34 protein-coding genes are annotated in these 19,723 nt (G+C 67.1%); all 34 read left to right on the plus strand.

All coding sequences use genetic code 11. The features are described 5' to 3' along the window. A partial coding sequence (gene tuf / locus IT306_07065) for an elongation factor Tu (GenBank protein ID MCC7368162.1) occupies positions 1–128 on the plus strand: 128 nt, incomplete at its 5' end. Positions 129–203: 75 nt separating this feature from the next. Continuing rightward, the gene (rpsJ, locus tag IT306_07070) at positions 204–512 is read left to right on the plus strand and encodes a 30S ribosomal protein S10 (GenBank protein ID MCC7368163.1); all 309 of its coding nucleotides are present in this window, start codon (positions 204–206) and stop codon (positions 510–512) included. Between the two features lie 94 nt (positions 513–606). Continuing rightward, entirely contained in the window at positions 607–1,242 is a 636-nt protein-coding gene (gene rplC, locus IT306_07075) for a 50S ribosomal protein L3 (GenBank protein MCC7368164.1), read from the plus strand. Further along, the gene (gene rplD, locus IT306_07080) at positions 1,239–1,928 is read left to right on the plus strand and encodes a 50S ribosomal protein L4 (GenBank protein ID MCC7368165.1); all 690 of its coding nucleotides are present in this window, start codon (positions 1,239–1,241) and stop codon (positions 1,926–1,928) included. Before rplC ends, rplD begins: the two co-directional genes overlap by 4 nt. Positions 1,929–1,937: 9 nt before the next feature. Beyond that, a complete protein-coding gene (gene rplW / locus IT306_07085) occupies positions 1,938–2,228 on the plus strand; it encodes a 50S ribosomal protein L23 (protein MCC7368166.1) in 291 nt (96 codons plus the stop codon). Between the two features lie 19 nt (positions 2,229–2,247). Then, on the plus strand, positions 2,248–3,078 hold the full coding sequence (gene rplB / locus IT306_07090; GenBank protein ID MCC7368167.1) for a 50S ribosomal protein L2: 831 nt from the start codon (positions 2,248–2,250) through the stop codon (positions 3,076–3,078). Positions 3,079–3,081: 3 nt separating this feature from the next. Beyond that, positions 3,082–3,366, plus strand: coding sequence for a 30S ribosomal protein S19 (gene rpsS, locus IT306_07095; GenBank protein MCC7368168.1), 285 nt, complete (start codon positions 3,082–3,084; stop codon positions 3,364–3,366). A gap of 97 nt (positions 3,367–3,463) precedes the next feature. Beyond that, on the plus strand, positions 3,464–3,811 hold the full coding sequence (rplV, locus tag IT306_07100) for a 50S ribosomal protein L22 (GenBank protein ID MCC7368169.1): 348 nt from the start codon (positions 3,464–3,466) through the stop codon (positions 3,809–3,811). Further along, complete coding sequence (gene rpsC / locus IT306_07105) at positions 3,811–4,659, plus strand: 30S ribosomal protein S3 (protein MCC7368170.1); 849 nt, start codon at positions 3,811–3,813, stop codon at positions 4,657–4,659. Before rplV ends, rpsC begins: the two co-directional genes overlap by 1 nt. Positions 4,660–4,662: 3 nt before the next feature. Beyond that, complete coding sequence (gene rplP, locus IT306_07110) at positions 4,663–5,094, plus strand: 50S ribosomal protein L16 (GenBank protein MCC7368171.1); 432 nt, start codon at positions 4,663–4,665, stop codon at positions 5,092–5,094. Beyond that, positions 5,078–5,284 carry a 50S ribosomal protein L29 gene (gene rpmC / locus IT306_07115; protein ID MCC7368172.1) on the plus strand — a complete coding sequence of 69 codons (207 nt, stop codon included), beginning with the start codon at positions 5,078–5,080 and terminating at the stop codon, positions 5,282–5,284. The genes rplP and rpmC overlap by 17 nt, the downstream gene beginning before the upstream one ends. A gap of 5 nt (positions 5,285–5,289) precedes the next feature. After that, positions 5,290–5,631 (plus strand): 30S ribosomal protein S17, encoded by a 342-nt coding sequence (rpsQ, locus tag IT306_07120; protein MCC7368173.1) that lies wholly within the window; start codon positions 5,290–5,292, stop codon positions 5,629–5,631. Then, a complete protein-coding gene (rplN, locus tag IT306_07125) occupies positions 5,628–5,999 on the plus strand; it encodes a 50S ribosomal protein L14 (protein MCC7368174.1) in 372 nt (123 codons plus the stop codon). The genes rpsQ and rplN overlap by 4 nt, the downstream gene beginning before the upstream one ends. Positions 6,000–6,071: 72 nt before the next feature. Beyond that, positions 6,072–6,398 carry a 50S ribosomal protein L24 gene (gene rplX / locus IT306_07130; GenBank protein ID MCC7368175.1) on the plus strand — a complete coding sequence of 109 codons (327 nt, stop codon included), beginning with the start codon at positions 6,072–6,074 and terminating at the stop codon, positions 6,396–6,398. Between the two features lie 70 nt (positions 6,399–6,468). After that, the gene (gene rplE / locus IT306_07135; GenBank protein ID MCC7368176.1) at positions 6,469–7,011 is read left to right on the plus strand and encodes a 50S ribosomal protein L5; all 543 of its coding nucleotides are present in this window, start codon (positions 6,469–6,471) and stop codon (positions 7,009–7,011) included. Positions 7,012–7,244: 233 nt separating this feature from the next. Then, on the plus strand, positions 7,245–7,442 hold the full coding sequence (locus tag IT306_07140; GenBank protein MCC7368177.1) for a type Z 30S ribosomal protein S14: 198 nt from the start codon (positions 7,245–7,247) through the stop codon (positions 7,440–7,442). A 12-nt stretch (positions 7,443–7,454) separates the two neighbouring features. Continuing rightward, positions 7,455–7,850: a 30S ribosomal protein S8 gene (gene rpsH, locus IT306_07145; protein MCC7368178.1), complete on the plus strand. Its 396-nt coding sequence runs from the start codon at positions 7,455–7,457 to the stop codon at positions 7,848–7,850. A gap of 102 nt (positions 7,851–7,952) precedes the next feature. Next, on the plus strand, positions 7,953–8,504 hold the full coding sequence (rplF, locus tag IT306_07150) for a 50S ribosomal protein L6 (protein MCC7368179.1): 552 nt from the start codon (positions 7,953–7,955) through the stop codon (positions 8,502–8,504). Between the two features lie 8 nt (positions 8,505–8,512). Further along, positions 8,513–8,878 (plus strand): 50S ribosomal protein L18, encoded by a 366-nt coding sequence (rplR, locus tag IT306_07155; protein MCC7368180.1) that lies wholly within the window; start codon positions 8,513–8,515, stop codon positions 8,876–8,878. Positions 8,879–8,936: 58 nt separating this feature from the next. Next, positions 8,937–9,473: a 30S ribosomal protein S5 gene (rpsE, locus tag IT306_07160; GenBank protein ID MCC7368181.1), complete on the plus strand. Its 537-nt coding sequence runs from the start codon at positions 8,937–8,939 to the stop codon at positions 9,471–9,473. After that, positions 9,457–9,669: a 50S ribosomal protein L30 gene (gene rpmD / locus IT306_07165; protein MCC7368182.1), complete on the plus strand. Its 213-nt coding sequence runs from the start codon at positions 9,457–9,459 to the stop codon at positions 9,667–9,669. Before rpsE ends, rpmD begins: the two co-directional genes overlap by 17 nt. Next, complete coding sequence (rplO, locus tag IT306_07170; protein MCC7368183.1) at positions 9,670–10,134, plus strand: 50S ribosomal protein L15; 465 nt, start codon at positions 9,670–9,672, stop codon at positions 10,132–10,134. It abuts the gene before it with no gap. Next, on the plus strand, positions 10,115–11,410 hold the full coding sequence (secY, locus tag IT306_07175; GenBank protein MCC7368184.1) for a preprotein translocase subunit SecY: 1,296 nt from the start codon (positions 10,115–10,117) through the stop codon (positions 11,408–11,410). Before rplO ends, secY begins: the two co-directional genes overlap by 20 nt. Before the next feature lie 108 nt (positions 11,411–11,518). Then, positions 11,519–12,178 carry an adenylate kinase gene (locus IT306_07180; GenBank protein ID MCC7368185.1) on the plus strand — a complete coding sequence of 220 codons (660 nt, stop codon included), beginning with the start codon at positions 11,519–11,521 and terminating at the stop codon, positions 12,176–12,178. A gap of 54 nt (positions 12,179–12,232) precedes the next feature. Next, positions 12,233–12,451 (plus strand): translation initiation factor IF-1, encoded by a 219-nt coding sequence (gene infA / locus IT306_07185; GenBank protein MCC7368186.1) that lies wholly within the window; start codon positions 12,233–12,235, stop codon positions 12,449–12,451. A 170-nt stretch (positions 12,452–12,621) separates the two neighbouring features. Further along, the gene (gene rpmJ, locus IT306_07190; protein MCC7368187.1) at positions 12,622–12,735 is read left to right on the plus strand and encodes a 50S ribosomal protein L36; all 114 of its coding nucleotides are present in this window, start codon (positions 12,622–12,624) and stop codon (positions 12,733–12,735) included. 93 nt (positions 12,736–12,828) lie between these two features. Further along, the gene (rpsM, locus tag IT306_07195; GenBank protein ID MCC7368188.1) at positions 12,829–13,212 is read left to right on the plus strand and encodes a 30S ribosomal protein S13; all 384 of its coding nucleotides are present in this window, start codon (positions 12,829–12,831) and stop codon (positions 13,210–13,212) included. Positions 13,213–13,356: 144 nt separating this feature from the next. Then, positions 13,357–13,755: a 30S ribosomal protein S11 gene (rpsK, locus tag IT306_07200; GenBank protein ID MCC7368189.1), complete on the plus strand. Its 399-nt coding sequence runs from the start codon at positions 13,357–13,359 to the stop codon at positions 13,753–13,755. 273 nt (positions 13,756–14,028) lie between these two features. Further along, entirely contained in the window at positions 14,029–15,051 is a 1,023-nt protein-coding gene (locus tag IT306_07205) for a DNA-directed RNA polymerase subunit alpha (GenBank protein MCC7368190.1), read from the plus strand. A 24-nt stretch (positions 15,052–15,075) separates the two neighbouring features. Then, the gene (gene rplQ, locus IT306_07210; protein MCC7368191.1) at positions 15,076–15,417 is read left to right on the plus strand and encodes a 50S ribosomal protein L17; all 342 of its coding nucleotides are present in this window, start codon (positions 15,076–15,078) and stop codon (positions 15,415–15,417) included. A 10-nt stretch (positions 15,418–15,427) separates the two neighbouring features. Beyond that, complete coding sequence (truA, locus tag IT306_07215; protein MCC7368192.1) at positions 15,428–16,315, plus strand: tRNA pseudouridine(38-40) synthase TruA; 888 nt, start codon at positions 15,428–15,430, stop codon at positions 16,313–16,315. 60 nt (positions 16,316–16,375) lie between these two features. Further along, positions 16,376–16,825: a 50S ribosomal protein L13 gene (gene rplM / locus IT306_07220; protein ID MCC7368193.1), complete on the plus strand. Its 450-nt coding sequence runs from the start codon at positions 16,376–16,378 to the stop codon at positions 16,823–16,825. After that, positions 16,822–17,229, plus strand: coding sequence for a 30S ribosomal protein S9 (rpsI, locus tag IT306_07225; GenBank protein ID MCC7368194.1), 408 nt, complete (start codon positions 16,822–16,824; stop codon positions 17,227–17,229). The genes rplM and rpsI overlap by 4 nt, the downstream gene beginning before the upstream one ends. Before the next feature lie 733 nt (positions 17,230–17,962). Further along, positions 17,963–19,723, plus strand: a complete 1,761-nt coding sequence (locus tag IT306_07230) for a hypothetical protein (GenBank protein MCC7368195.1) — start codon at positions 17,963–17,965, stop codon at positions 19,721–19,723.

The raw sequence follows: 19,723 nt of genomic DNA on the forward strand, positions 1-19,723 counted from the left end.
CCGGGGACAACATCCAGATGCAGATCGAGCTGATCACGCCGGTCGCGGTGGAGGACGGCCTCCGCTTCGCCATCCGCGAGGGCGGCCGAACGGTCGGCGCTGGCGTCGTCACCAAGATCAACGACTAGGTTCGCAAGCAGGGGACCGAGACGTCCGTCTCGGTCCCCTTCCTTGTGGGCGCACGAGACTGAGGAAGCAACGCGATGGCGAAGCAGCGGATCCGCATCCGTCTGAAGGCGTTCGATCACAAAATCCTGGACCAGTCGGCCTCGCAGATCGTCGAGACGGCCGAGCGGACGGGCGCCCAGGTGGCGGGGCCGGTGCCGCTGCCAACTCGCATCGAGAAGTTCACGGTGATTCGGTCGCCGTTCATCGATAAGGACTCGCGCGAGCAGTTCGAGATGCGGACCCACAAGCGTCTGATCGACGTGCTGGAGCCGACCTCTCGGACGGTCGATGCGCTGATGCGCTTGAACGTGCCAGCGGGCGTGGACATCGAGATCAAGCTGTAGTCGAGCGGGCAGCCACCTCTCGGCAGGCGGCGGGACTCCCCAAGCGGCGGGGAGACGCCCTCCGTGAGCTGACGTGGCCGGAAGCGGGTGAACCGTGATTCAAGGGATTCTGGGGCGAAAGCTGGGCATGACCCGGCTGTTCGACGCAACCGGGGTGGCCACGGCGACGACCATCGTCGAGGCTGGGCCCTGTTTCGTCACGCAGATCAAGACGCTCGACCGGGATGGCTACGAGGCGGTCCAGCTCGGGTTCGATCAGGTGCGTGACAAGACGCTCAACAGCCCGGAGCGCGGGCATCTGAAGGCGAGTGGTGCGCCATCCGTGCGGGCGCTGCGCGAGGTTCCAGTGGAGGACCTGAGCAGCGTGGCACTGGGGGACCGCATCGACGTCGGGATGCTGCGGCAGGGCGAGCGCGTGGACGTCGTGGGGACGTCCAAGGGTAAGGGCTTCGCGGGTGTCATGAAGCGACACGATTTCCGTGGCGGCCCCAAGACGCATGGTCAGTCTGACCGCTGGCGAGCGCCTGGCTCGATCGGCTCGGGCACCACGCCCGGGCGGGTCATGAAGGGCATGCGGATGGCTGGCCACATGGGCGACGAGCGCGTGACCGTCCAGAACCTGGAGATCGTGCGTATCGACCCTGAGCGCAACCTGATCGCCATTCGCGGGGCCATCCCTGGCCCGCGCGGCGGCTTGATCATGATCAAGAAGCGCGGGGTGGAGCTGTGACCTCAGTAGACGTCAAGAACGTGCGCGGCGAGGTCGTCGGCTCTTTCGACCTGGACGACCGCGTCTTCGGCATCGAGCCGAACAAGGCCGTAGTGCACCAGGCGGTGGTGGCGCAGCTTGCGAACCAGCGCAAGGGCACGCACGACACGAAGACCCGTGGCGAGGTCCGGGGCGGCACGCACAAGATGTGGCGCCAGAAAGGCACCGGCCGCGCCCGCCAGGGCGACCGTCGCGCTCCCCACTGGACCGGCGGTGGCGTGGTCTTCGGCCCGCACCCGCGCTCGTACCACAAGGATTTCCCGCGCAAGATGCGGCGGCTGGCGATGCGCTCGGCGCTCTCGGCCCGGGTGGCCGAGTCCGCGCTGACGGTGCTCGACGATCTGGCCCTGCCGGCGGCGAAGACCCGCGAGGTGGCTGGCGTCCTCTCGGCGCTCGGGCTGCAGCGCGGCGCGCTGATCGTGCTGCCAGAGGCCGACGAGTCCGTGACACGGGCGTCCCGCAACCTGCCGGATGTGCGGGCGGTCACGCCGGGCTCGCTCAACCTGCTGGACGTGCTCAAGTACAAGCACGTCCTCCTCACGCGGTCCGCTGCCGAGGCGCTGACGGAGCAACTGCTCCGGACGATCGGCCGGGGCGGTGCGGTTGCGGCGAGCGCCGAGCAGGACGCGGCGGCGGACGAGGAGTAAGCCATGAGCATGAGTCTCACCCCCCACCAGATCCTCGTTCGGCCCATCGTGACGGAAAAGAACACGGCGCTGAACGAAGTCGGCAAGTACTGCTTCGAGGTCGCGCCGACCTCGAACAAGATCGAGATCAAGAGGGCCGTGGAAGAGGTGTTCAGCGTTGAGGTCGTCAGCGTGAACATCATCAAGGTGCCTGGGAAGATCCGCCGGATGGGCCGGCACTCGGGCATGACCCGGACCTGGAAGAAAGCCATCGTGACGCTGGTCCCTGGTCAGCAGATCGAGCTGTTCCAGACGGTGTAGGGCGAGAGAGGGACAGGCAATGCCACTGAAGCAATACCGCCCGACATCACCTGGCCGGCGAGGCATGAGTGTCTCGACGTTCGAGGAGTTGACGAAGGGCAAGAAGCCGGAGCGCTCGCTCCTGGAGCCGCTCAAGAAGTCCGGCGGTCGCAACAACCTCGGGCGCATCTCGGTGCGGCACCGTGGCGGCGGCCACAAGCGGATGTACCGGATCATCGACTGGAAGCGCGACAAGCTCGGCGTGCCGGCCCGTGTCGTCTCCATCGAGTACGATCCGAACCGGACGGCCCGCATCGCGCTGCTCCAGTACGCGGACGGCGAGAAGCGGTACATCCTGGCGCCGGTCGGTCTGAAGGAGGGTGCGCGGGTCAGCTCCGGCCCCGAGGCTGAGCTCTCGGCGGGGAACACGCTGGCCCTGCGGGACATCCCGACGGGTACCGTGATCCACAACATCGAGCTGAAGCCCGGCCGCGGCGGTCAGCTGGCCCGTGGGGCCGGCGCCTCGGCGCAGCTGATGGCGAAGGAAGGCGACTGGGCCCAGGTCCGGCTGCCGAGCGGCGAGGTGCGCCGGGTGCTGGTGGTCTGCATGGCGACCATCGGGCAGGTCGGCAACCCCGAGCACGCGACTCTCAGCCTCGGCAAGGCCGGACGCAGTCGGTGGCTGGGCATCCGGCCGACGGTTCGCGGATCAGTCATGAACCCGCGCGATCATCCCCACGGCGGCGGCGAGGGCAAGGCCCCGGTCGGCGGACAGCCGAAGACGAAGTGGGGCAAGCTCGCCTTCGGAAAGAAGACCCGCCGCAACAAGGATACGGACCGCTTCATCGTTCGCAAGCGCGGGAGCAAGTAGCCGATGAGCCGCTCTACAAAGAAGGGGCCATATATTGACCCCAAGCTCTTCAAGAAGATCGATGGCCTGAACCGGCGCAACGCGAAGGAAGTGATCCGGACCTGGGCGCGGGACTCGTCGATCTTTCCGGAGATGGTCGGGCACACGCTGGCGGTCCACGATGGCCGGCGGCACGTGCCGATCTACGTCACCGAGAACATGGTTGGGCACAAGCTCGGAGAGTTCGCGCCGACCCGGACCTTCCGCGGTCACACGGCGCGCGGCGAGAAGTCGAGCGGAGCGCGCTGAACGAGTGGTCAGTCATCAGTGGTCAGTCATCAGCGGGTGATGCACTCGCGCCGCCGCACTGACAACTGACTACTGACGACTGATGACTGGAGGAAGTATGGCGGGGGTCGAAGTCCGAGCGGTCGCCCGAAATATCAGGATGTCGCCGCAGAAGGTGCGGCGCGTATTGGATACTGTCCGAGGGAAGCGCGTCGGCGAGGCGCTGTCGATCCTGCGGTTCCTGCCTCACAAGGCGACGGAGCCGGTCGGGAAGCTGATTCAGTCGGCCTCCGCCAACGCCGAGAACAACTTCAACCTCGATCCCGACGAGCTGGTCGTCCTGCGGATCTACGCGGACGAGGCCCGGACGCTCAAGCGGTATCGCCCGCGTGCGCGTGGCCGTGCCAACCAGATCTTGAAGCGGTCCAGCCACGTGACGGTGGTCGTGAGCGAGCGGGAGGCGTAATGGGTCAGAAAGTCCACCCGATCGGGTTCCGACTCGGCGTCAACGTCGGCAACCGCCACGTCAAGGAGTGGCAGGGTCGCTGGTACGCCGACAAGGATTACACGAAGTTTCTCCACGAGGACCTGAAGGTCCGCCAGCTCATCATGGGCCGGCTGTCCGAGGCAGGCGTCTCGCGCGTGGACATCGAGCGGTCGGCGAATCAGATGACGGTCACGATCCACGCGGCGAAGCCGGGGATCGTGATCGGCAAGAGCGGCGTCAAAGTTGAGGAGCTGCGGCGCAGCCTGGAGACGATGACCGGCAAGCGTGTCCGCGTCACCATCCAGGAGATCCGCCAGCCGGAGCTTGACGCCTACCTGGTGGCCCGCAGCGTGGCCGACCAGCTGGAGCGGCGCGTCGCGTTCCGCCGAGCGATGAAGCAGGCCGTTGGCCGGGCGATGCGCTTCGGGGCGAAGGGCGTCCGGATCCAGGTGGCCGGCCGGCTCGGCGGCGCTGAGATGTCCCGGCGTGAGTGGGAGCGTGAGGGCCGCGTGCCGCTGCACACCCTGCGCGCCGACATCGACTTCGGCCAGGCCGAGGCGCGCACGACGTTCGGCGTCATCGGCGTGAAGGTCTGGATCTACCGTGGCGACATCGCCTCGACCGCCCGCGTTGGCGGCGAGGGCTTCGCGGCGGCGGCGACGCGTGGCCGCAGCGGCCCGGCCCCACGGCCGGCGGCGGCTGCCGCCCCGGCAGTGCCTGTTGCGCCAGCCGCGCCGGCTGCTCCGGCCGCGCCGGCTGCTCCGGCCGCGCCTGCCGCGCCCGCTGAGGCTGCTCCGGACGCCGCGCCGAGCAGCGAGGAGTCCTGACAGATGCTGCAACCGAAGCGCGTCAAGCATCGCAAGATGCATCGCGGCCACCGGCGCGGCATGGCGCTGGTCGGCAACGAGGTTTCGTTTGGTGAGTTCGGCATCCAGGCCCTGGAGCCGGGCTGGATCACCGCTCGGCAGATCGAGGCCGCTCGCCGCACCATCACCCACCACCTCAAGCGCGGTGGGAAGGTGTTTATCCGGATCTTCCCCGACAAGTCGGTGACGGCCAAGCCGGCTGAGACCCGCATGGGCAGCGGTAAGGGCGCGCCAGACCACTGGGTGGCCGTGGTGCGCCCTGGCCGCGTGATGTTCGAGATCGCCGGCGTCCGCCAGGAGCTGGCGAAGGAAGCCCTGCGGCTGGCAGGCCACAAGCTGCCCGTCGGCACCAAGTTCGTTGTGAAGGAGGAGGTCGGCATTGGCGAAGGCGTCTGAGCTCCGAGATCTGACTCAGGACCAGTTGGACGACCGCCTCCGCGAGCTCCGCGAGGAGTTGTTCAACCTCCGATTCCAGTACGCCACGAGGCAGCTCACGAACACCGCGCGGATCCGCGAGGTTCGGCGTGACATCGCCCGTGTGCTCACCCTCCAGCGGCAAGACGCGCTGGTCGGGGGCGGGGAGTAACGGTCATGGCCGAGCTGCGACCTCATGAGCTGCGGCGGCGGACCAAGCAGGGCCGCGTCGTCAGCAACAAGATGGAGAAGACGGTCGTCGTCGCCGTCGAGTCGATGCGGAAGCATCGGCTCTACGGCCGCAACGTCCGCCGGACCACCAAGTTCAAGGCCCACGACGAAGGGAACCGGTGCCAGATCGGCGATATCGTGATCATCGCCGAGTCTCGCCCGATCTCCAAGGACAAGCGGTGGACCGTGCGCGAGATCGTCAAGGAGACGATCGGCCCGGGTCTCGAAGTCCTGGCTGAGGAGCCGGAGGTCGCCCAGGCGACCGGCGCCGAGGAGGACGAGTCGTGATCTACCCACAGACTCGCCTCCGGGTGGCGGACAACACCGGCGCCCGCGAGATCATGTGCATCCAGGTGCTGGCTGGCGGCAACAAGATCTACGCCGACGTGGGCGACATCATCGTCGCGTCGGTGAAGACGGCCCAGCCGGGCGGCGCGGTGAAGAAGGGCGACGTGGTCAAGGCGGTCGTGGTGCGAACGGCCAAGGAGTACGGCCGGCCGGACGGCTCGCACATCCGCTTCGACGACAACGCCGCCGTGATCCTCACGACGGACGCCAGCAACCCGCGCGGCACGCGCATCTTCGGCCCTGTTGCCCGCGAGCTGCGCGAGCGCAACTTCATGAAGATCATCTCGCTCGCGCCCGAGGTGCTCTAGCAGCGCGGACGGCGCGTGCGACCGACGTGCCCGGGCGGGTGTCTCGGCCAGGTCGGCCGACGAGGAGACCCTATGGCAAACATCAAGCTCAAGCTGAAGCGCGGCGACACCGTCGAGGTGATCGCCGGCAAGAATAAAGGGAAGCGCGGGACGATCCGCGAGGTCCGCCCGGACAGCCAGCGCGTCATCGTGTCAGACGTGAACATCGTCAAGCGGCACATGAAGGCCGGCCGCCAGGGCCGGCAGCAGGCCGGGATCGTCGAGATCGAAGCGCCGATCCACATCTCGAACGTGGCGCTCGTCGATCCGAAGACCGACAAGCCGACGCGCGTTGGCATCCGGACCCTGCCAGACGGCACGCGGGTCCGCTTTGCCAAGCGGTCCGGCGAGCAGATCTGAGGTAGGGTAGGCAGGGATGGCTCAGAACAAGAAGCAAGCAGAGGACGGCGCGGCTCCCGCCGAGCGCGTCGTGCCGCGCCTGAAGACCCGCTACCTCGAAGAGGTGCGGCCGGCGCTCGTCAACGAGATGAGCTACGCGAACATCATGCAGGCGCCGCGCCTTGAGAAGATCGTCGTCAACATCGGTATCGGCGAGGCGATCTCGAACAGCAAGGCGCTCGACGCCGCCACCGGCGACCTTCAGGCGATCACCGGCCAGAAGCCGATCACCAAGAAGGCCAAGAAGTCCATCGCGCAGTTCCGCCTGCGCGAGGGCATGACCGTGGGCATCATGGTCACGCTGCGCGGCGACCGCATGTACGAATTCATGGACCGGCTCTGCAACGCCGCGCTGCCCCGCCTGCGCGACTTCCAGGGCGTGCCCACGAAGTCGTTCGACGGGCGCGGCAACTACTCGATGGGGCTCCGGGAGCAGCTGGTGTTCCCCGAGATCGACTACGACAAGATCGACAAGCTGCGCGGCCTCGAGATCACGGTGGTGACCACCGCCCGCACCGATCAGGAAGGCCGGCGGCTGCTCGAGCTGATGGGCGTACCGTTCGCCAAGTCATAGCCCCCTTCTGACGAAACTGGCGGCTCGTGGCGGAAGAACGCTTCCCCACGGAGCCGCTGAATCATTCATAATCAAGGGTTCGTCCCGTTCGGGACGGACTCGAACAGATATCCAACCCGTCTCGACACGAACGGCCATCACGACCGGGCGCGCTGCAGGCCAATGCAGCGTCTGGCCCGGCCTGGCCCGGTCCAGACCAACCGCCCGAAGATTCGGGTAGGGGAGAGCGATAGATGGCGAAAGTCTCGATGATCGTCAAGACGAAGCGCCCGAGCGCCTTCAACACGGCGCATCCGGTGCGGGTTCGCAACCGCTGCGAGCGGTGCGGCCGGCCTCGGGCCTTCATGCGGAAGTTCGGTCTCTGCCGCATCTGCTTCCGCAAGCTCGCCCTCGAAGGCCAGATCCCTGGCGTCACGAAGTCCAGCTGGTAGGAGGGCGCTGCCATGATGACTGATCCTATCGCCGATATGCTTACGCGCATTCGGAACGGTCTCCAGTCCCGCCATGCGGCCGTGGAGATGCCCGCGTCCAAGCTGAAGTCGGCCATTGCCGAGGTGCTCAAGGACGAGGGGTACATCAAGGGCTACTCGCAGTCCGGCGAGGGGCCGAGCAAGACCCTGAAGGTCGAGCTGCGGTACGTCGGCAAGAACGAGCCGGTGCTCTCCGGCCTCAAGCGCATCAGCAAGCCCGGCTTGCGGGTGTACGCCGGGGCGGAGGAGCTGCCGCGCGTCTTCGGCGGCCTTGGCACGGCCATCATCTCGACCTCGCGCGGCGTGATGAGCGGCGCGCAGGCGCGCAAGATGCGCGTCGGCGGCGAAGTGATCTGCCACGTCTGGTAAGTGAGCCGTCAGTGGTCAGTTTTCAGTCATCAGGAGCCGAGGCGCAGCGTGAAGCGCGCCTCTGACCACTGAGAACTGAGGACTGAGAACTCGGAGGAAGCAATGTCTCGTATTGGACGTATGCCGATTCCACTGCCGGCCAACGTCAAGGTCGAAGTGGACGAGAACAACAACGTCGTCGTCGAGGCGGGTGGCAAGCGCCTGGAGCGCACCATCACGCCGGGCATGAAGCTGGTGCAGGAGGATGGCACGCTGCGCGTCGAGCGGCCGTCTGAGTCGCGCGAGCACCGCTCGCTGCACGGCCTGACCAGGACGCTGGTCGCCAACATGGTGACGGGCGTGACGACGGGCTTCACGCGGCGGCTGGAGATCAACGGCGTCGGATACCGCGCGATGAAGGCTGGGGACATGATCATGTTCCAGGTCGGCTACTCGCATCCGGTCGGCTTCATCGCCCCGGAAGGGATCACGCTGACTGTTGAGGGCAACAACCGCGTCGTGGTGACGGGCGCGGACAAGGAGCTGGTCGGCGAGACGGCTGCCCGCATTCGCCGGATTCGGCCCCCCGAGCCGTACAAGGGCAAGGGGATCAAGTACGCCGAAGAGGTCATCCGCCGGAAGGCCGGTAAGGCCGGCGCCAAGGGCAAGAAGTAGGAGCAGCCGTGTTCAAGCGACCAGATTCCCGTGGGTTGCGCCTGAAGCGGCACCGCCGCATTCGGCGCATCCTGAGCGGCACCACCCAGCGCCCGCGGCTGGCGGTGTACCGCTCGCTCGCACACATCTACGGGCAGATCATCGACGACGTCGCCGGTTCGACGCTGGTGGCGGCCTCCGACGTGGAGGCCGCGCTCAGGAACGGCGACGGCGGCTCGAAGAGCGATCGCGCGAAGCAGGTCGGCCAGCTGTTGGCCGAGCGCGCCAAGGAGAAGGGCATCACGACGGTCGTGTTCGACCGTGGCGGCTTCCTCTATCACGGGCGCGTGAAGGCACTGGCGGACGGGGCTCGCGAGGGCGGCCTCGAGTTCTGAGGCCCGTCAGTGGGGCCGTACGGGCTCACCAGGGTGAGCCTGCGACGCAGGAGAGACAATGCCAAGAATTGACCCCACAGGGCTGAACCTCGAAGAGCGGGTCGTCAAGATCAACCGCGTGGCGAAGGTGGTCAAGGGCGGTCGGCGCTTCAGCTTCAGCGCGCTGGTCGTCGTTGGCGACGGCAACGGCGTGGTCGGCGTGGGCCTCGGCAAGGCGAACGAGGTGCCGGATGCCATCCGCAAGGGCGCCGAGATCGCCAAGAAGCACCTGGTGCGAGTGCCGCTGGAAGGCACGACGATCCCGCACCCGATTCTGCAGGACTTCGGCGCGGCCAAGGTGATGATGCGCCCGGCCGCCCCTGGCGCTGGTGTGATCGCTGGCGGCTCGGTGCGGGCCGTCGTCGAGCTGGCCGGCGTCCGCGACATCCTGACCAAGTCGCTCGGGAGCCGCAACCCGGTCAACCTGGTGCAGGCGGCCCTCGAAGCGCTCAAGAACCTCCGGGAGCCGGAGGAGGTGGCGCGGGTGCGCGGCAAGGATGTCAGCCAGCTGCTGCCGCAGCGACGAAGGAGCGCAGCAGATGCCGTCCCAGTCTAGTCTGAAAATCACGCTCATCAAGAGCCCGATCGGCCAGAAGCAGCGTCAGAAGGACACTGCCCGCGCCCTCGGTCTCCGCAAGATGCACCAGACCGTCATCCGCCCCGACAACCCGCAGATGCGCGGCATGGTGTTCGCCATCCAGCATCTGGTGCGCGTCGAGGAGGTCGATGGGCCGGCCGGGGGAGACGAGTAGATGAAGCTGCACGAGCTGGCGCCCCCGCCGGGCGCCCATCGCCGCCGCCGACGTGTCGGTCGCGGTCTCGGCTCCGGCCGGGGCACGACGGCCGGCGCAGGCCAGAAGGGCCAGAAGGCCCGGGCTGGCGGCGGCGTTCCTCCGTATTTCGAGGGTGGCCAGCTGCCGCTGGTCAAGAAGCTGCCGTATCGGCGGGGCTTCCGCAGCCTGAACCGCGTCGAGTACAAGGCCGTCAACCTGCAGGATCTCGCCAGCTTCGCGGCTGGGTCCACCGTGGACGCGGCGGCGCTGGTCGCCGGGGGCGTCCTCAAGAACACCCGCGAGCGCATCAAGATCCTCGGGACGGGCGAGCTCGACCGCGCGCTGACCGTGAAGGCCCACCGTTTCTCTGCATCCGCCCGCCAGAAGATCGAGGCGGCTGGGGGAGCCTGCCATGCCCTCGAGCATGCTTCAGGCGCTGACTAACGCCTTCCGGATTCCGGATCTCCGCCAGAAGCTCCTGTTCACGCTGGGGCTTCTGGTCGTTTTCCGGTTTATCGCGCACGTCCCGATGCCGGGCGTGAATCTGGCTGCCCTGGATCGGCTGTTCGAGGAGAACCAGTTCATCGGGTTCCTCGATCTGTTCTCGGGTGGTGCGCTGGCCAGCTTCTCGATTGCCGCGATGGGCGTGTACCCGTACATCACGGCGTCGATCATCATGCAGCTGCTGGTGCCGGTGATCCCCCGCCTGACCGAGATCTCGAAAGAGGGCGAGTCCGGGCGGAACAAGATCAACCAGATGACGCACTGGCTGACGGTGCCGCTGGCGCTGGCGCAGGCGTACGGCACGCCGCAGCTGCTGAACGCGTCCTCGCGCGAGCCGATCATCACGAACTTCGGCTTCGGGGTCAACCCGCTGGGCACGCTCTCGATCATGATCACGATGACGGCGGGAACGCTGTTGCTGATCTGGGTCGGCGAGCTGATCTCGCAGTACGGGGTTGGCAACGGCATCTCGATGATCATCTTCGGCGGCATCGTGGCGCGGCTGCCGTCCCAGATCGGGCAGGCGCTGGCGACGGACACCGCGCTGATCTCGGTCCTGATCTTCGCGGTCCTGGCCTGTATCACCATCGCGGCCATCGTCTACATCTACGAGGGCCAGCGGCGGATTCCGGTCCAGGTCGCCAAGCGCATTCGCGGCTCGCGGATGGTGGGCGGCCAGACCACGCACATTCCGTTGAAAGTGAATTCGGCGGGCATGATCCCGCTGATCTTCGCGCAGTCGATTCTGATCTTCCCTGGAACCGTCTCCGGCTACTTCCTCGGCGCTGAGAACGAGTGGGTGCGGTGGGTGGCTGAGGGGGTGCACAACTTCTTCAACCTCCAGGGCAGTTGGGGCTACTGGATCATCTACTTCTGGCTGGTGGTGGCGTTCACGTTCTTCTACACGCTGGTGATCTTCCAGCAGCAGAACATCGCCGAAAACCTCCAAAAGCAGGGTGGGTTCATCCCGGGCATTCGGCCAGGACGGCCGACCGCGGAGTACCTGTACCGTGTATTGATGCGTATCACGCTGATCGGGGCGCTGTTCCTGGGCGTGATCGCGGTGCTGCCATTCCTGGTGCGAACAGTCACGGGCGTGCAGACGCTGTCGCTGGAGGCGACGGCGATGCTGATCGTGGTGGGCGTCGGGCTGGACACGATGCGCCAGCTTGAGTCTCAGCTCCTGATGCGGCACTACAAGGGCTTTATTCGCTAGCGTGCGATGATGCACGCGCCACGGGAGGACGGCATGGCAGCCGCCCAACTTCAGGCGTCGACGATGACGCGGGCGTCTACGAGTATGTGCAAAGAACGGGGCGAGTGTGTGAGCGTCGTATTGATGGGGCCGCCCGGAGCGGGGAAGGGGACGCAGGCTGGGACTGTTGCGCGTCTCGTGAACGCCGCGCATGTTGCCAGTGGCGACATGTTCCGGGAGATCATCAAGACCGACACGGAGCAGGCTCGTCTGATCAAGTCCTATATGGACCATGGGGAGCTGGTGCCAGACTCGCTCACCCTGGACATGGTGATGGCGCGGCTGGATCAGGATGACGCGAGCAACGGCTTCATCCTCGATGGCTTTCCGCGCACCGTCACGCAGGCGCGGGCGCTCGAGGCCCGGCTGGCGGCGACGAACCGGCGGATCGATTGCGTCATCAATCTGGCCGTCCCTCGGGACGTGTTGTTGGCGCGCCTGTCTGGGCGGTGGCTCTGCCGGAAGTGCCACTCCAGCTACCACCTGCTGTTCAGCCCGCCGAAGGTCCAGGGCGTCTGCGACCGGTGTGGCGGCGAGCTGTATCAGCGGACTGACGACACCCTGGAGACGGCGCGGCGGCGACTCGAAGTCTACGAGTACGCCACGCAGCCGGTGTTGCAATACTACCGGAACCGCGGCCTGCTGGTGGACGTGCGGGGAGATCAGTCGGTCGAGGAGGTCACGGACGCGCTGCGTGAGGCAGTTCTCACGAAGCGTGAGACATTGTGATATACTTGCCTGTTGGTGCGCCCACCGTGGTTCATGATGCCTCGGAGGGCGCGCGTGCCTGGCGCTGAAGCCTCCGATGTCGACGGCACGGTGGTCGAGGCGCTCCCGAATGCTCGGTTCCGCATTGAACTGAGCGATGGGAGCCAGGTGGTTGCCCATGTGTCGGCGGGGCTGCGCCTGGGTGCGGGGCGGATCATTCCGGGAGACCGGGTCCGCGTTGCCCTCTCGCAGTATGACCGCTCACGCGGACGGATCACGCATCGCGCGCGGTGACGAGGTTTCGCTGGGGCGACGCATCGGGCAGGGGCGAGGGCGGCGCGGCTGCCCCAGGTCGAGACTGGCAGGACGTAGACAGGCTTCAAAGACGGCAGCGCCGACAGGCAGGATGGCCCCCGAGGTCTTCAGGCAGCGCGGCAGCTCAGCACAGCAGGATGTGAAGGGTCATGAAGGTACGAGCGTCTATCAAGCCCCGCTGCGAGCGGTGCAAGATCATCCGCCGGAAGGGCGTGGTCCTGATCATCTGCAACAACCCCAAGCACAAGATGAAGCAGGGCTAAGGTGAGGCTGGGCGCGGCGGCCTGCGCGGCGCCGGCCCACACCGCGGTTTCAGCGTAGACACAACGGGTCAGGAAAGGCACGGAGGACAGAGCATGGCGCGTATCGCCGGTGTCGATATTCCTCGTGACCGCCGCGTGGTCGCTTCGCTTCCGGTGATCTACGGGATCGGGCCGACGACCGCCGAGCGGATCCTCAACAAGGCGAACATCAGCCACGACAAGCGGGTGCGGGATCTCTCCGAAGAGGAAGTGAACCGCCTGCGCGAGATCATCGACCGCGAGTACGTGGTGGAGGGCGACCTCCGCCGCGAGGTCAACCTGAACATCAAGCGGCTGATGGAGATCGGCTGCTACCGTGGCCTCCGCCACCGGCGCAACCTGCCGGTGCGCGGCCAGCGCACGCGGACGAACGCGCGGATGCGGAAGGGGCCTCGCCGGACGGTGGCTGGCCGCCGCAAGGCATCGGCGAAGAAGTAGGACCGAGACCGGGCAGCTGCCTGCGGCCGCCACGGGCCAGTTCTGGCTCGTGGCGCTCGTGCTGTCAGTGCGGCGCGACGAACGACGTCGGCGCCCGGCCCATCCCCGTACGACCCGTCGTAGGAATCATTCAGGAGGCCTCGAGTGGCGGAGCGAAGGCGTGGCCCGGCCCGGGCCCGGCGGCGTGAGCGCAAGAATGTGCCGGCCGGCCGCGCATACATCCAGTCCAGTTTCAACAATACGCTGGTGACGATCACCGACCCGCAGGGCAACGCGCTGTGCTGGTCCAGCTCCGGCGCGGCCGGCTTCAAGGGCTCGCGCAAGAGCACGCCGTACGCGGCCGGCCTGGCGGCCGATTCTGCCGCGCGCAAGGCGATGGAGCACGGCATGCGCCAGGTGGACGTCTTCGTCCGTGGCCCCGGCTCGGGGCGCGAGGCGGCCATCCGCTCGTTGCAGGCGGCCGGTCTCTCGATCAGCTCGATCGTGGATCACACCCCGATCCCGCACAACGGCTGCCGCCCGCCGAAGAAGCGGCGCGTCTAGGCTTTCCCGGTTGCTGGTCGGGCTGGCCGGCGACCATCAAGATCAGGGCTGAATCTCGCAGCACGTCAGCCCAACACCTGTGTGTGTCCAGCGGCACGTGCGAGCGTGGCCCACACTGGAGCAACGGCTCCCTACAGACCTCAGTCCTGATCTACGAGCAGCTGGTCGTCGATCGCTATTCGCGCTAACGGACCACTCGGCCTGGCAGCACGGCGCGCGGAACCGTCCCGCGCCCGCGCCGCGCCGCCGCCCGTCCGGGAGGAGGCCCACACCTTGTCAGAAACTATCGTCGCGAAAGTCGACGCCCTTCACACGTCCGAGGACTTTGGCCGCTTCCAGGTTGAGCCGCTGGAGCGTGGCTACGGCCTGACGCTCGGCAACGCGCTTCGCCGCGTCCTGCTCTCCTCGCTCGCTGGCGCTGCCGTCACCCAGGTGAAGGTGGACGGCATCTACCATGAGTTCGCGACCCTCCCCGGCGTCAAGGAGGACACGACGGAGCTGATCCTCAACCTGAAGCAGCTCCGCTTGAAGTCGTACACGGATCAGCCGACGCAGTTGCGCCTGATCGCCTCCGGCCCGGGCATCGTCACTGCCAGCGACCTGATCTATCCGAGCGAGATCGAGATCGTCAACCCCGAGCTGTATCTCGCGAGCCTGGACAGCGCCGATGCTCGCCTGGAGATGGAGCTGACCGTCGAGAAGGGCAAGGGCTTCCGCTCCTCTGACGGCCGCGAGCCGCCGTCCCTCGGCGTGATCCCCGTCGACGCGATCTTCTCGCCGATCCGGCGGGTCAACTACCGCGTCGAGAACACCCGGGTGGGCGAGCGGACGGATCTCGACAGCCTGATCATCGAGATCCAGACGGACGGCACGATCTCCCCGATGGATGCGCTGGTGCAGGCGGCGACGCTGCTGATCGATCAGTTCAGCGTCTTCACGGACCTGCAGGCGCCCCAGCGGCGGGCTGACCGGGGCACGCTGGCGACGGGCTCGATCCCCAGCCACATCCTCGATATGCCCATCGAGCAGCTGGATCTCTCGCAGCGGACCTACAACTGCCTCAAGCGGTCCCAGATCACCAAGGTGGGGCAGGTCATGCAGATGAGCGAGGACGAGCTGCTCTCGCTCAGGAACTTCGGGCAGAAGTCGCTGGAAGAGCTGCGCGAGCGGCTGCGACAGCACGGCCTGCTCACCGAGGATGCCGAGAGTGAAGGCGCGACCGCCACGGTTGTCGGCGACCGCGATGGAACTGATGACCTCGTGTTCGACATGTCGGACGACGAGGACGACGAGTAGAGCGGAGGAGTCGTGCGTCACAACATGGGCGGCCGGAAGCTGAACCGGCCGACGGATCATCGCCTCGCGCTGATCCGCAACCAGATCACCGATCTTCTTCGCTACGAGAAGGTCCGGACCACCGAGGCCAAGGCGCGCGAGCTGCGCCGCGAGGCCGAGAAGGTCATCACCCTCGCCAAGACCAACGACGTGCACCATCGGCGGCTGGCGCTGACGAAGGTGTACGACCCGCGCGTCGTCACCAAGCTGTTCGACGAGCTTGGCCCGCGCTTCGCAGACCGGCCCGGCGGCTACACCCGGCTCATCAAGCTGATGCCCCGCAAGGGTGACGGCGCGGCGATGGCCCAGGTGGAGCTCGTTCTCTAGCCTGGCGCTGGTGGACGCCGACGGCGCGGCGACGCGCACGCTGCGGCTCGACCTGGCCTACGAGGGTACACACTATCACGGGTTCGGACGACAGCCGAACCGACGGACCGTGCAGGAGGTGCTAGAAGAGGCGCTCGCCCGATCGCTGGGGGAGCAGGTGCGGGTGACACCGGCCGGCAGGACCGACGCCGGTGTCCACGCGGATGGCCAGGTCGTCAGCTTCACGACGCGGGGTCGCCTCGCGCCGCCAGAGCTGCTCCGAGCCGTCAACGCGTACCTTCCCCACGACGTGCTCGTGCATGGCGCGGCCACGATGCCGCCCACGTTCGACGCACGCAGGTCGGCCCTTCGCCGCCACTACCGCTACCTCATCTGGCGTCGGCGACTGCCCCACCTCTGGTGGCGGCGGTGGGCCTGGCACCAGACGGACCGTCTCGATCTCGCGGCCATGCAGGCCGCCGCGGATCGGCTGGTTGGCACGAGCGACTTCGGCAGCTTTGCGGGACACCGCTCCCAGGATCCAGCCGGGCGCACGACGACCAGGACGGTGGAGCGGGCACAGTGGTGGCAGGACGGCAGCCTGATCGGGTTCGAGATCACGGCGAACGCCTTCCTGCGGCACATGGTTCGGGGGATGGTCGGGACGCTGGTCGAGGTGGGCCGAGGCCGCCTCGACCCTGCACAATTCAGCGCGATTGTGCAGGCGGGAGATCGGCGGCAGGCCGGCCCGAACGCCCCGCCGCACGGACTCACGCTGGTCAGGGTAGACTATCCCGCGCAGTTTGAAGCAGCCGTAGACGAATCAGCAGCGCAAGAACCGTACAGTGGGTTTCCCGGGCGAGCATGGTGCCCCGGAAGCCCGGGCAACCACATCGGGCCGATCCTCCATCCCTGCTGACGGCAGCGGGGATGTGACCGGCGGCAGACGCGCGACTGGCGTGTCATGAGGAGAGACAGGATGCAGAAGACATTCTCGCCGAAGGGGAAGGAGATCACGCGCAACTGGCACGTGATCGACGCCTCCGGCGTGCCGCTCGGGCGGCTGGCGTCCCAGGTCGCGCAGCTGCTGCGGGGCAAGCACAAGCCAACGTTCGCCCCGCACCTGGACAGCGGCGATCATGTGGTCGTCTTGAACGCCACCAACGTCGTGTTGACGGGCGCGAAGATCGATCAGAAGACGTACTACCGCCACTCTGGCTATCCGGGCGGCTTCCGGGCCACCTCGGTGCGTTCGGAGCTGTCGAAGCGGCCGGAGCGTGTCATCGAGCGGGCCGTGCGCGGCATGGTGCCGAAGACGGCGCTCGGGAAGCAGCAGCTGGGGCATCTGCACGTCTACGCGGGCAACACGCATCCGCATCAGGGTCAGGTCGCCCAGGCCGCGACCGGGGCTGAGGAGGCCACATCGTGAGGGATCGGAGCGCCGGTCGGAACCAGTTTACGGCGGTTGGCCGGCGGAAGACGGCCATCGCCAAGGTGCTGCTGCAGCCCGGGGCTGGCAACGTCATCATCGACGGCAAGCCGCTGGAGGAGCGCTTCCCACGCCCGCTGCACCAGTTCCACATCACGCTGCCGCTCCGCCTGACCAACACCATTGGTGCGTACAACGTGCTGGTGAAGGTGATGGGCGGCGGGGACACCGGGCAGGCGGGCGCCATCGTCCATGCGACGGCGCGCGCGCTGGTCAAGGCCGACGAGTCCCTGAAGCCGGCTCTGCGTGGCGCTGGTCTGCTGACCCGCGACCCGCGCATGAAGGAGCGGAAGAAGTACGGCCTCAAGCGGGCCCGCAAGGCGCCGCAGTACACCAAGCGGTAACGGCGTCTGCGCGGACTCCCGCGCGCCAGTCAGCACCAGAGGGGCCGAGCGACACACGCTCGGCCCTTCGTCGTCCCCGCCGCCAGCGACAAGAGATGATCTATGACGGACACCGGTACGATTGCATGTGCGTTGGTGTTCCCAGAACGCGGCAAGACGCTCAGACGGGGGTTGAAACCCCCGCCTACCGTCACACCGTCGCTGCGCGACGGACGCCGAGAACGGTTGGGACTGGTGAACCAGGAGCGTCGCGCAGCGACTGCAGGATGGTAGGCGGGGCTTTCAAGCCCCGACGTGGCTGCACGACGAGACCAGCATGCAATCCCTCTGGCTGACTGGTGAGCGAGAGGTGTCCCGTGGTCCGGGCGCACGAAATCCAGAAGCTGCGAGAAGCACACGGTTTGGCCTCCATGGAGGAGGACGGTGCTCACCGCGAGCATGTTCGCGAGACGATGGCCTGGCTCATGAAACGGCACCAGAAGTCCCGCGACTATCTCACTGCGTATGATCGTGGCGAGGTCGAGCCGCCGGCCAAGGCACAGCGCGTCACTGAGTAGCGCTCGTGGCCGGTGATTCGCCTGGTTGGCGTTACCCACTGGTAGACCATGTCATCATCGCGGATCTCTTGCGCCCGTGGCTCCTGCCCATCAGTTGACGTAGCAGACGCTCTCCGGTCGGCGTCCGCAAAGTCGTGTATCCTCTCCGCCAAAACCTCGACCGTGGAGGGGACGCAATGTCCCAGCGTCCTGGCCGACTTTCCCGCCGTTCGTTCGTCCGACTCTCGATGCTCGCGAGCGCTGGCCTCGTCGGCGGATTGGCGGCTGCCTGCCAGTCAGCCCCGGCCGCTGCGCCGACCGCCAAGCCCGCCGAGGCTCCAAAGCCGACGGCCGCCGCCAGCCCCCCCGCCGCGGCTCCGGCGGCGGCAAGCCCCGCGACTGCCGCCAGTCCGGCCCCAGGAGCGAGTCCGGCTGCCAGCCCGGGCGCGAGTCCCGCTGCCGCAGCCGCGCCGGCTCCCGCAGCGCCGGCCGCCGCTGCCGCCAAGCCGGCCGCGAAGGATCCTGTCGGCACGCTGACCATCGCGCAGGGCGTGGATGCCGAGAGCCTCGATCCGTACGTGACCACCAGCTCGGCGTCCAAGGGCATGCTCTGGACCGTGTTTGACCGCTTGGTCTACCGCGACCTGGACCTCAAGATCCAGCCGGGCCTGGCGCTGAGCTGGTCCGTCGTCAACGACACGACCTGGGAGCTGAAGCTGCGGACCGGCGTCCAGTTCCACAACGGCGAGCCGTTCGACGCGGCAGCCGTCAAACACAGCTTCGCGCGGTACGTCGATCCCTCGATCAAGAACGGGTACGCCACGCTGCTGAAGCCCGTCACCGAGGTCGAGGTGGTGGATCCGGCCACCGTGCGCGTCAAGACCAACGAGCCGTTCGCCGAGCTGATCGAGGTGCTGGCGAGCTACGTCGAGATGGTCCCGCCGAAAGCCTCGGCGGACGCCGCCGAGTTCGCCAAGAAGCCGGTTGGCACGGGGCCGTACGCGTTCGTCTCGTGGACGCCGAACGACAAGTTCGTGGTGGAGGCGGCCGGCCAGCACTGGAGCGGCGAGCCGCGCATGAAGCAGGTGACGTTCCGGCCGATCCCGGACGGCACGGCCCGCATCAACGAGCTGCGCGCCGGCGGCACCGACATCATCACCAACGTCTCGCCGCTGCTGCTGAACGCCGTCCAGAACCAGCCGAATATCGAGATCCAGCGGGCGACGGCCATCGGCTCGATCATCCTGATCCCGAGCTTCCTGACGACGGACGTCTTCAAGAAGAAGGAAGTCCGGCAGGCGTTAAACTACGCCATCGACAAGGAAGAGCTGATCCGCGTCGTGCTGCGCGGCGAGGCCGTGCCGATGAGCAGCCCGGCCCCGAAAGGCGTCTCGGGCGGGTTCGTCGACTCCCTGAAGCCGTACCCGTACGACCCGGAGAAGGCGAAGTCGCTGCTGAAGGACGCCGGTTTCCCGGACGGCTTCACCGTCAACTTCAAAGCGCCGAACGGCCGTTACCTGCAGGACAAGCAGATCGCCGAGGCCATCGCCGGGCAGTTGGCGAAGGTCGGCATCAAGGCCGAGCTTGAGACCATCGAGTGGGGCACGTACGTCCAGGGGATCGTCGGGCGGAAGTACGAGCTGTTCCTGCTGAGCCAGGGTGGCGTGCAGATCGGCCCGGCAGCCCAGACGAACTGGAGCAGCAAGATCAAGGGCATCGCCTGGCAGGGCTACGAGAACCCGAAGGTCGATGAGCTGATCGAGCGGGCCGCCAAGACGATGGATGCCGACGCTCGCCGGGGCGTCTACGAGGACATGTCGAAGACCGTCTGGGACGACTGCCCGTGGATCTTCCTCTACCATCAGCAGGACATCTACGGCGTCCGCGACAAGGTCAAGGGGTTCAAGCCGACCTCTGAGGGCTCGGTTCGGCTCGAAAAGACCGAAGTGGCTGGCTGA

Source organism: Chloroflexota bacterium, assembly GCA_020850535.1.
Classification (GTDB): domain Bacteria; phylum Chloroflexota; class UBA6077; order UBA6077; family JACCZL01; genus JADZEM01.